Source organism: Gimesia sp. (assembly GCF_048262075.1).
Lineage (GTDB): Bacteria > Planctomycetota > Planctomycetia > Planctomycetales > Planctomycetaceae > Gimesia.
In genome coordinates this window covers 60,907-72,424 of sequence record NZ_JBLXFK010000018.1, presented here as the reverse complement: position 1 = coordinate 72,424, position 11,518 = coordinate 60,907, and the positions used below count along the sequence as shown (strand labels likewise).

Here is an 11,518-nt window from a genome sequence, read left to right as displayed (position 1 = left end):
TTATGACAAAAATAAAACCCAGGCGCCGGGCCTGGGTTCATCACACAGATACATGCATATCAGTGTTAATTTATTTCAATTGCAGCATGTTACCAGCGATAATTTGTATCCCGGTTATAAGTCGGTGCACCAGGGTTGTACCAGGGACGTCGATAGCTATAGGAAGGGAAGCGGTAATGGCCATACTCATTCGAACGGTAGAAACCGGGGCCAAAGTGCTTGGTATAAGGGTCTTCCGATAACGCCTGCGTCTGCATGCCTGTATTCGCTTCATTATAACCTCCGAACCAGGTCTGCCCCGCCTGCATGCCCACCTGGGGACTGGTCATTCCATAAGTGCCGCCTGCCCCCTGGGTCGCACTATAATAATAAGGCGACCCGACCTGAGGCACGACATTATTGGGCAGCCAGTACTGATTTCCACCTTGAACATAGCCACCTCCCTGGTAACCGGGAACGGGGTGGGTCAGCGCATCACGGTTGGCAGCCCCGGGTTGCTGCTGCATCTGCTGTTGCTGCATCTGAGGCTGAACGTTGGCAGCAGGATCGGGCAACGGCCTGACTGAACTGGGAGGGGGCGGCAGTGTACCTGATTTTCCCAGATCCGCACCCGGTATGATCACATCATCTGCATACACGGCAGCACAGCTGACGGCCAGCAGCGCCGTCACTTGCATGAGTTTTCTATTTATTCCCATTGCTCTCTCACACCTCATGTTAGTATTCAAAAACATCATCTCTGATGTAAAGCAAAAAACATTCGCCGAAAAACGCAGTACGCCTGGCGCAGCTCTGTCAGATCTATATGAAATCGCGAGTACCTTCTCTCTTAAGGCTGCTGAAGCCACTCGCGTTGATACTTAAACCTACAACCTGTTTCTGGAGAGAGACCAGAATCCACACAAAACTTCATACTCCACACCCTCTTTCGGCAGTTCCTGCCGGTTCATTTTGACTGGTTATACTAACCCGATTTGAAAATATGCAGGTTGTATCGCGCTTATGTGATTTACATCCTGCGATTTTTATGATGAACCTGTAGGAAAGGCGCTTTGATATTCCGATAAATATGAAAGCGTGGGCCTGTCTCGCGCTGAGGACGCTGAGAAAATAGAACGTTTATTCAATTCATAAACAGATCTGCATTTCTGATTTATGATCAAGAGGGATTTCGGATATGACATCTACCTTAATTGCCATCGCCATCGCAGCATCCGTCGGCGGAGATCCGATGTATTCAGACGGAGCGTATGGTGCGGATGTACTTCCCTATGAATCCAGTTATCCCATGACCAGTTCCGGCGTCACAGGTGGAATCTACGGCGACCCCCGGTTCCCATTCGATTCACAATACCCCTGGCAGCACGGTTACTTTCAGGAAATTTCTCCGTACAGTGGATACCACTATTTTAAGCCTTACAACTATCGGCACGTGCTCTCGCAAACACAGACAGCCAATGGATGGGGAATCACTCCGCAACTGGCTTATTCACAGCATTTCTGGAACCGCTATCAAGAGCAGGCCACCTGGAAAAATTACGCACTCCCGCCGCGGGAAGAAGATATCGAAGAAATTCAGCAGCGTAAACGAGATTTCCAGGAACGACGCGCAGAAGAACAGAAGTCTTCGTACTATCAACCCCAGCAGACGATGGTGCCGGTTGACTATCAGCGACAGATTCCCTACCAGCAGCAACAGTATCAACAACCCCAATATCAACAGCAGCCGCGACAGCCCCAGTACCAGCAACCCTACCAGCAACCACAAACGCAGACCCCTTACCCCCGCAACTCTGTGGGTTATGAACAAAACCCGGTTTATATCAATCGCTGAAGAATGGGGCGTTCACAAGTTAATCCGGGTCTGTTGAAAGGACCCGCGCGACTTCTTCGGTTGTCACGGGTTGAATCAAACCCCGCTCCGTAATAATACCGGAAATATATTTCGCTGGCGTCACATCAAAAGCAGGATTATAAACATCCACTCCCACAGGCGCCGTCTGTTTTCCAAACCCATGTGTGATCTCTTCCGGCAGACGTTCTTCGATGGGAATCTGACTTCCGCTGGCCAGACTCAGATCAAATGTGCTGGACGGGGCCGCAATATAAAACGGAATATCATGCAGATGCGCCAGCAGCGCAACGGAATACGTTCCGATTTTATTCGCGGAATCCCCATTGGCGGCGATGCGATCGGCACCGGTCACCACAGCCTGAATTTTCTGTTCCTGCATCACCCAGCCCGCCATTGAATCGGTGATCAGCGTGACCGGAATACTACGCTGCATCAGTTCCCATGTCGTCAGCCGCGCTCCCTGCAAGAGGGGGCGTGTTTCGTCAGCATAGACGCGAATCTCTTTTCCCTGCCGCGCCGCCTCGAAGAACACGGACAAAGCAGTTCCCCCACCCGATGTAGCCAGTCCGCCTGCGTTACAATGTGTGAGTACGCCATCACCTTTGGAAAGCAGTTCGGCACCGACTTCGCCAATCTTGTGACACATCTCCAGATCTTCCTGTTCAATGCGTTTCGCCTCTTCCAGCAGGCGCGTATGCAATTCGGCATTGGAAAGCGTCGGTAAACTCGCTGCCAGATTCTGCAAGCGATCCAACGCCCAGAACAGATTCACGGCCGTCGGCCTGCTTTCTGCCAGAAAGGTTGCCGCTTCGGTCAATCGCTGATCAAAGTCGGGACGCTCAGAACCGGTTCCTGTCTGTAACGCAATCACCACGCCGTAGGCAGCGGCAATGCCAATCGCGGGAGCACCCCGCACGCGCAGTTTTTTAATCGCCTCCCAGACTGTCTCTACATCCCGGCATTCGATTTCGCGAAACTCCATCGGCAACAAAGTCTGATCGATCATCTGCAGATATCCATCTGTTCCACCAATCCAACGCATCGTTGCGACATCCGACGCCATTCGATTCTGTAGATTCATATTCGAGTCTCTTCCATCTTAAGAGGAGTGGGAAATTCGTTTTGCAAGCGAACTGTCGTTCAAGAGCGCATCATCTTTTACCATAACATCTCACATTTTATCGTAATCGATCCAATTGTCCTTGAGGACGCTACAATAAAACTGGATACAGTCTAGCCGAAATGGCCTCAAACAAAAAACCCAACGGTTTGACGGGGTTTTCCATTGATTCTGGTAATTACACTTTGGTATGCTCAAATCTGCACGCCTTATTAAAGATCCTTAAATATCACAGGATTTTCCTTCCTGATTAACCGTCAACTGCTGAATTTCAAGGAAACAAAGTTATGCTCCCCAAAACTGCCCGGAAATTATTCTCGCTTGGTCTGATCGCTGTTTTCGCTTTGTCTGCTCCCCTGCTCGCTGAAGAACATTGCGACAGCGACTTCAAAAGCATCTTCAATGGTAAAAACCTGGATGGCTGGCAAGGTGCCACCGACGGGTATTACGCGGAAGACGGAATGCTGGTCAGCAAGAAAGACAGTGGTGGAAACCTCTTCACCGATAAGGAATACAAAAACTTTGTGCTGCGGTTCGATTTTAAACTGGAACCAGGTGCCAACAACGGTATCGGATTTCACGTTCCGCTCAACCCTAAAACCAGTCCTGCTTATGCTGGCAAAGAAATTCAGATCCTGGATGACACTGCAGACAAGTATGCCAAACTGCAGAAATATCAGTATCACGGTTCTCTGTACGGAACAGCTCCTGCCAAACGCGGTCACCTGAAACCTGTCGGCGAGTGGAATACCCAGGAATTGCTGGTCGATGGCAATAAAGTGAAAGTCACATTGAATGGCACAACCATCGTCGATTTCGATATGACCGACGCCAAGAAAAACGGCACAATCGACGGCAAAGACCATCCCGGCCTGAAACGTGAATCCGGTCATCTCTGCCTGTGCGGGCATGGCGCCAAAATCGAGTTCAAACATCTGCGGATCAAAGAACTCGAGTAAGCTGCTCCCCAACGAATTGTTTAACAGGAAAAAGTCGTATGAATTCTGAACAGAAACCAGCTTCCTCTGAAGTGACGCGTCGCAGCTTCCTGCAGACCGGTAGTGCCGTCGCCGCCGGTCTTGCCTGGACGGCCAAAAGTTATGGTAATATTCTGGGCGCCAACGACCGGATCCGTGTCGGGTTTATCGGCGCGGGTGGCATGGCGAATGCTCACATGAATACGTATAACGCCATTCGTGAAAAGAATAACGTCGAAGCGATTGCCGTTGCTGATTGCTGGACCACACGCGCCAAAGAAGGAAAAGCCAAAATCGGCGCGAAGCACGCATTTTCAGATTACCAGAAGGTTCTGGAAATCAAAGATATCGACTACGTCACGATCGCGACGCCAGAACACAGGCACGCGCAGATGACCATCGATGCCCTTGATGCGGGCAAAGCCGTCTACTGTGAAAAACCGATGACCCACAGCATCCCGGAAGCACAGGCCGTCATCAAAAAACAGAAAGAGACGAAACTGCCGATCCAGGTAGGCGTGCAGGGCATGTCTGACGACTCCTATTCATCCGCTGCTAAAGCCATTGAAGAAGGGGTACTGGGACAAGTCGTGCAGGCCCAGATTGAATACGTACGTCGCTACGGCGAACAGGGCCCCTGGCGTCGTCCCGGTCTGAAAGACGATGATGCGAAACCAGCCGACCTGGACTGGAATGCCTGGCTCGGTCATGCTCCCAAAATCGACTGGGACCCGCATCACTATTTTGAATGGCGGAACTACTCACAATACTCGGGAGGCATCTGCACCGACCTGTTCATCCATCGTATCACCCGAATCATGAAAGCCTGTAATCTGCTTTACCCCCGTCGCGTCGTCGGCATGGGTGGGATCTGGCAGTGGAATGACGGACGCAATCTGCCTGACAATTTTGAAATGATCTGTGAATATCCCCGCGGCATGACAGTCTATGTTCTGGGAACCATGAGCAACCGCGTCGGCATCGATCATCTGATTCGCGGCTATCGAGGCACGATGTACTTCACCCGCGAAGGCTGGGTTGCCAAAGACAAAGATGGCAAGGTACTGGCCGAACATAAGAAGTCTGGCGCAGAAGACACCAAACTGCACCATACCAACCTGCATAATCATCTCCGAAATGGCGAAGCATTGAACTGCCCGACGGAACTGGGACTGGCTGGCGTGGTTGCCGTCAATATGGCCAACGAATCATGGCGATCCGGCCAGATGATGGGTTGGGATACCAAAAACGAAAAGATGGCTCCCGCCAATACCCTGGAATTGAGCCACTTTCCGGAAAGCAGTTCCTGAGTCCGATTGTTTGGTCATGGTAATTCAATATCAAAAACAGAAACGCCCTGGAGACAGGGCGTTTTTTCTTATGGTGTGAAAAGCGCATTGAGCCTGCAGCAGATCTTATAATGCGCCACTGCCGGTCAGAATGACGCGGATTGTTTTGAACAGAATTTTAATGTCGTTCCAGATACAGCAGTTCTGTAGATACATCAGGTCCAGCGAAACCTTGCGGCGGAAACTTTCTACATTGTTGTCGTAACCATTCACAATCTGTGCGACACCGGTCAAGCCCGGTTTTAATCCCAGGCGATTGATGTAATTGGGAATCTCTTTACTCAAACCTTCGATGAATTCCGGGCGTTCAGGTCGGGGGCCGACTAAAGTCATTTCGCCTTTAAGCACATTCCAGAGTTGAGGCAATTCATCCAGTCGTGTTTTTCGCATGAAGCGACCCAGCTTTGTCACCCGTGGATCTCCCTGTACGGCAAATTGCGCACCGTTCTTTTCCGCATCCACAGTCATCGTCCGAAATTTATACAGGGTGAACGGCATTCCATAGCCCGATTCATCACGGCGGTCAGAACCAGGTTGACGACGATCGGCTTCCAGATCCAGTTCGGCTAGATCCACCTGCAACTGACGACGGTCATGCTTCGTCTGATTTCTCAAGTTCAATCCCACGCGTGTCTGTTTGAAAATGGCCGGACCGGCAGAAGTGAGTTTCACCAGCACGAAGAGAAACAGTAATAACGGCGAGAGCAAAACCAGCATCGTAAACGAAACCGCGATATCCATCAGCCGCTTGAACAGCCGCGTACGTTCGGTCAGATTCCGGACATCCACCCGTGGTTCATCCAGATGCAGTCGCGTCAGCCAACCGGTTGAACGCCACAGCTCGACATCCATGTAACCTTTCACCAGGTCCGACAGCTCTCCTGGCGGAATCATGGCTTTACTTGCCTGACTGGTCTTTCCTTCGATCACTGAGCTCATGACAAACACTTTCTTCCGTTATTCGTAATCAGACGGAACCCTGGATTGTCAGACGAGAGGCACAGTCTGAAGCGTCGGCGATACAGGGTCTGCCTTTAGTTAAGTACTTACACTGTAAAGCTAGCTCGTAAATGACACCCCTGTTTCAGGAAGTCATTCAGATACTCACAGGTCAGTCGAGTCCCTGACGCTCTGATACAGGTCGTACAAACAAAAACGGTTACAGGAATCAGAACGAATCTGTTTCCTGTAACCGTCATAACGATTAACAGTACCGAGGCAGCGGTGATCAGATCCTACAAGGAGGAATCCCCTTTGATCTGGCTGGACAATCCACCAGCGGCGGGCAGATACATTTTCTCCGCATAATCCATGACCATCCGGTCAGCGTTAAACCGCCAACCCAATGTGCGGATTCCGTTTTTCATCCGGGAAATCCACTCCAAAGGCAAATCGTCGTAGTTCCGGTCGTAATACAGGGGAATCACTTCTTCCTTCAGAACCTTCATCAGGTTCAGACCATCGCGGTCATCCTGGATCTCCTGGTTCACATGGGTCCGGCCTTCACCAATGGCAAATCCGTTACTGCCATCAAAGGCTTCCGCCCACCAGCCATCCAGAATGGAACAGTTCAAGCCACCGTTCAACACCACCTTCTGACCACTGGTACCGGATGCTTCCAGGGGACGTCGGGGATTATTCAACCAGACATCCACACCCTGTACCAGATGTCGACCGAGATTGATGTCATAATCTTCCAGAATCACAATCTTGCCTCGGAACGGCGGTTCCTGGGTCAGTTTGAATATCCGCTGGATGATCTGCTTACCCCGTTCATCCGCGGGATGCGCTTTCCCGGCAAAAATAAACTGTACGGGCCGATCCGCATCTTCGATGATCTTGAGGAAAGTTTCCATGTCCTTCATCACGAGGTCGGCACGTTTGTAGGGAGCAAACCGGCGGGCAAAACCAATCAGCAGGGCATCCGGATTCAATGCTGTTTTCAAGTGGCCGATTTCAGTTTCAGAACTGCCACGACGCTTCGCCTGTTGCACCAGCAGATCTCGGGAGAAATGGATCAGGCGATTTTTGAGTGCCTGGTGGGTTTCCCACAAATCGCCGGGGGTGATCTCTTCAATCCCTGCCCAGACATCGGCCTGACCGGTTTTATAATACCACTTGGTTGGCAGGACGCGGTCATAAATCACACGCATGGGTGCCGCCAGCCAGGTCGGCATATGCACACCGTTGGTAATGTGACCGATGGGAATTTCTTCCTCACTTCGCCACGGCCAGAGCGAGGCCCACATCCGACGGCTGACCACGCCATGCAGGCTCGAGACCGCATTGGCCAGGCGACTCAGTTTGAATGCCAGCACGGTCATACAGAAGGTTTCACCTTCATTCTGGGGGTCAACCCGGCCCAGACCCATCAAGGCATGATGATCCAGACCCAACTGGTCGCCCAATGGCCCTACGTGTTCTTCCAGCAGACCCGCGTCAAAACGGTCATGCCCTGCGGGTACGGGAGTATGGGTGGTAAAGACACAAGACGCCGCAACCTCCCGTAAGGCGTCATCGAATGAAAAGCCGTCTTCATGCATCCGGTGGCGTACGCGTTCCAGGGGAGCGAATGCCGAGTGACCTTCATTCATATGAATCACACTCGGTTCAATGCCGATCGCCTCCAGCGCTTTAACGCCACCAATTCCCAGCATGATTTCCTGACGGATACGGGTTCGCTGATCGCCGCCATACAGTCGTGCGGTCAGATTCCGGTCTTCCTGACTGTTTTCCGGAACATCCGTGTCGAGCAGATACAAAGGCACGCGGCCCACGTTAATCCGCCAGACCTTGGCAAAAATTTCTCCCGATCGGGTCGAGACCGAAATCATCACCGGCTTTCCCTCGGGTGTGTAGGCTGGAATGATTGGCAGATTCTCTGTCTTGGCTTCCGTATAAGATTCCTGCTGCCAGCCTGCTTTATCGATATGCTGTGAGAAGTAACCTTCCCCGTAAAACAGACCGATGGCAACCAGAGGCAGCCCCAGGTCCGAAGAACTTTTCAGATGGTCGCCCGCCAGCACACCCAGGCCGCCGGAATAGATATGTAAGGATTCATGAATCCCGAATTCAGCTGAGAAGTACGCGGCACAGCGATGTCCCAGAATCGTCGCATTGGTCGAGCCCCAGGTATCAGAACGATCCATGTATTCCAACCAGCGACGATAAGCCACATTCACACGAGAGTGCAGGCTCAGGTTGCTTAATTTATCTTCCAGTTGGTCCGGAGTGTATTCTTTCAACAGCAAGACCGGGTTATGATTCAGTTCAGACCATTTATCGGGATCAATCAGATGAAAAATTTGAGTAACATCAGGCTGCCAACTCCACCAGAGGTTGCTGGCCAGTTCACAAAGTTTCTCATAAACAGTTTTTTTCTTAGCCATTTAAAGATCCATCCAATCCATTGCAGTTGTTTATCGTTCGGTCATTCCTCAGCATTCGTCTGAGGGTGATACTGATGTTGCTCTAGAACGTCTCTACCTGCCTGATCGCACAGAAGCGAAAGAAATGAGTTCTCAACGAAACAATTCGATTCAAATACAGGCATTTAAAGTATAATGAACTCAGAGATAAGTGGGAGTCTTAGCAGTCACACTTTCAACAGGATAAATTGAACTAACACACAAACAACAATTTTCCAGTCAACCTATTTACCCTAGATCAACTTCAAAAACCGCGTTGATTCTCAGCCCTGTCCAGTTGGAACACAAACATACAAATTCACTGCAGACCACTTACATATCTGCAGAATCGTTTTCACATTTTAGTGATCTCGAATTAAATTGAAAGAATTTTTAGCAATGAATTTGCAACGTATCTCAGACCTGCCTCCACTGCCCCAGCGCCCCGCGAATTCTCATAAAGGTACGTTTGGAAAAGTTCTGGTGATTGCCGGCAGTTCCGGAATGAGTGGAGCTGCCTGCCTCTCTGGAATGGGAGCCCTCAGGGGAGGCGCCGGTCTCGTTTTTCTAGCCGTACCCCAGGAAATTCAATCCATCGTCGCTGCCGTGAATCCCTGTTACCTTACCCTGCCGCTGCACGTCGAACCGTCAGGTCAATTGACGGGCCCGTCAGCAAAGACGCTGCTGCCTCAGATTCACGACTCCGCAGCCATCGCGATTGGTCCCGGACTCGGGAAACTTCCCTGGGTGCAGATGCTGATCTGGAAACTTTATGCAGAGCTCAAACAGCCTTTAATCATCGACGCGGATGCTTTAAACGTGATTGCAGCATCGGACCAGAATCTGCCTGCTGCCGCGGGACCACGTCTGTTTACACCCCACCCCGGTGAGTTCGCACGGCTCACCGGAAAAAGCATCGTAGAAATCAGTAAAGATCGAGAAAAGTATGCGAGTGAATATGCTCAACAACATCAGATCGTATTGCTGCTGAAAGGCGCAGACACAGTCATTACGGATGGCACCCGTATCGCCATCAACAAAACGGGCAACAGCGGCATGTCGACCGGCGGCACAGGTGATGTCCTCACCGGATTGCTGACCGCATTGTGTGGTCAGGGAATGCCCCCCTTTGCCGCAGCGCAACTGGCAGCACACCTGCATGGACTCGCCGGCGATCTGGCGGCAGAGGATCTTTCGCAACCCGCGCTCATCGCCTCGGATCTGCCCGACTACCTCCCCGATGCCTGGCTGCAGGTACAGAATGAAACCGAAGACTGAACTCAGAAGCCTGGTGGGATATCAATCCCGTTATGACACGTGATCCAATATCAGGCAATCACGCCAACGAGCGTGCGAACCATTTCGGAAAACGTGTCATCCCAGGTCTGAATGCGATACTATTTGGTTTTCTGAGAGACAGCCTGGCCTGTCGGCATGGGATAAACGGGTGCACTGGAATCCGGTTTGCGTTTCAGCAGTTCCGATAATTGAAAACCGTAATACTTCTGATTGGCTGCCGGCTTCCCATCGGGACTGGCATTCGCGACCCACAATTTCGTCGACTTGGGCTCGAACAGCACATTGTGCAGATTGGACTTCATCGCCACCGGGCGGCTCATCAGTTCAATCGCAGACTCGGCAGTGAACTTACCATAACCCTGTTTGACCCGTTTGGACAGTTCCTGGTAACGATCGCCGGCAGACAGCAGCGCGGCATCTTTTACCGGGTTCGGCAGCAGGGGATGCGATTCGCCTGGTTGAATCAGTTCCATCTTTTCCCAACTGGTCGCCATCCCTACAGAGCGGTTGGTTTTGCCATCCGCGATCACATAATAATATTCGCACGTGCGATAGTTATCGCGGAATACCGCGATCGCCTCATCCAGATCTTTTGCCGTCTCCAGTACTTCGCGAACCAGGAACGCCATCGGCACTCCCGACCAGTGCCCCAGTCCCCGGCCTCCCATTTCACCGATCGAAACGGACTCCATATTCATACCTGTGACCGAACCGATAAAACCGGCATAGGAGACATTCACAAACGGAATTCCCCCTTTCGGTTCGGCAACGACCAGCACTGCGTGATCCTGCAGACCCCAGTCGCAGGCATAGTCCAACACGCGACCATGATACAAGGTCCCGTCTTTGGTCGCAGAATTCGCAATCGAAAACCCACTACAGTGAAACATCTCTGGAATAAAATTGGTCGCGCGCACATCCTCGTACGCGATCTCGGCACCTGCCGCCAACCCCCGCATCTCATCTACATATTTCTGGGGCGTGTAAGGTTTTTGAATTTGAACCACTGTCTCAATGGCCTGTCGTGGTTTCAGTTTCACTGGACCCAGATCAATCAGGGTTGTATCCCCTTTTTCATTGAGCAGGTTGTACATGTTCTTCCGCACGTCTTCTTTCAGTAAGACTCCCTGCTGGTAACCCATCTCGTAATGAGTCCCCTTCAGATGCAGGACGTAATAGCCGTCAATCTTTTCCAGCCAGCCTGCCCCACAGCGGGCAATCGTCTGGGCAGATGCGACGACCGGACTGAAACAGACCACCGTCAAGAACAACAAAAAACATAAACCAGAGAAACGGCGAGGGTTACAAAGCATAAGAAGATCCTTTTCACTCATCAGAACGATTGGGAAACCGGGATGTGACATGTTTCCGATCAGACACACATTATGACAAATATCATGTGAGAAACAAAATTAATTTGATCACGTAGATCAAAAATGAACATAAACACACTTTTCAGTTTCACATTACAATTACAAGTCCCTTAGACTTGCATTCAGTCACTGTAATGT

General features: G+C 51.1%; 9 protein-coding genes. 4 read left to right on the top strand and 5 right to left on the bottom strand.

Annotated features, from left to right (window positions below):
• Positions 1–89: 89 nt before the first annotated feature.
• Entirely contained in the window at positions 90–677 is a 588-nt protein-coding gene (locus ACN0YH_RS25045; RefSeq protein WP_417382334.1) for a hypothetical protein, read from the bottom strand.
• Between the two features lie 500 nt (positions 678–1,177).
• On the opposite strand from ACN0YH_RS25045, the gene ACN0YH_RS25040 reads away from it, so the two are divergent.
• Positions 1,178–1,834 (top strand): hypothetical protein, encoded by a 657-nt coding sequence (locus ACN0YH_RS25040; protein WP_417382333.1) that lies wholly within the window; start codon positions 1,178–1,180, stop codon positions 1,832–1,834.
• 19 nt (positions 1,835–1,853) lie between these two features.
• Here the strand turns inward: ACN0YH_RS25040 and mtnA are convergent, their stop codons facing one another.
• A complete protein-coding gene (gene mtnA / locus ACN0YH_RS25035) occupies positions 1,854–2,936 on the bottom strand; it encodes an S-methyl-5-thioribose-1-phosphate isomerase (RefSeq protein ID WP_417382332.1) in 1,083 nt (360 codons plus the stop codon).
• 326 nt (positions 2,937–3,262) lie between these two features.
• On the opposite strand from mtnA, the gene ACN0YH_RS25030 reads away from it, so the two are divergent.
• Both ACN0YH_RS25030 and ACN0YH_RS25025 read left to right on the top strand, forming a co-directional pair.
• Positions 3,263–3,934, top strand: coding sequence for a 3-keto-disaccharide hydrolase (locus tag ACN0YH_RS25030; RefSeq protein ID WP_417382331.1), 672 nt, complete (start codon positions 3,263–3,265; stop codon positions 3,932–3,934).
• Positions 3,935–3,972: 38 nt separating this feature from the next.
• Positions 3,973–5,262 carry a Gfo/Idh/MocA family protein gene (locus tag ACN0YH_RS25025; RefSeq protein WP_417382330.1) on the top strand — a complete coding sequence of 430 codons (1,290 nt, stop codon included), beginning with the start codon at positions 3,973–3,975 and terminating at the stop codon, positions 5,260–5,262.
• 105 nt (positions 5,263–5,367) lie between these two features.
• Here the strand turns inward: ACN0YH_RS25025 and ACN0YH_RS25020 are convergent, their stop codons facing one another.
• A complete protein-coding gene (locus ACN0YH_RS25020; protein ID WP_417382329.1) occupies positions 5,368–6,240 on the bottom strand; it encodes a sugar transferase in 873 nt (290 codons plus the stop codon).
• Positions 6,241–6,536: 296 nt separating this feature from the next.
• Positions 6,537–8,690: an alpha-glucan family phosphorylase gene (gene glgP, locus ACN0YH_RS25015; protein ID WP_417382328.1), complete on the bottom strand. Its 2,154-nt coding sequence runs from the start codon at positions 8,688–8,690 to the stop codon at positions 6,537–6,539.
• A 417-nt stretch (positions 8,691–9,107) separates the two neighbouring features.
• Here glgP and ACN0YH_RS25010 point away from each other — a divergent pair, with 417 nt between their 5' ends.
• Entirely contained in the window at positions 9,108–9,986 is an 879-nt protein-coding gene (locus tag ACN0YH_RS25010) for an NAD(P)H-hydrate dehydratase (RefSeq protein ID WP_417382327.1), read from the top strand.
• A gap of 119 nt (positions 9,987–10,105) precedes the next feature.
• Here ACN0YH_RS25010 and ACN0YH_RS25005 read toward each other — a convergent pair whose 3' ends face one another.
• On the bottom strand, positions 10,106–11,320 hold the full coding sequence (locus ACN0YH_RS25005) for a C45 family autoproteolytic acyltransferase/hydolase (RefSeq protein WP_417382326.1): 1,215 nt from the start codon (positions 11,318–11,320) through the stop codon (positions 10,106–10,108).
• Between the last annotated feature and the right edge of the window lie 198 nt (positions 11,321–11,518).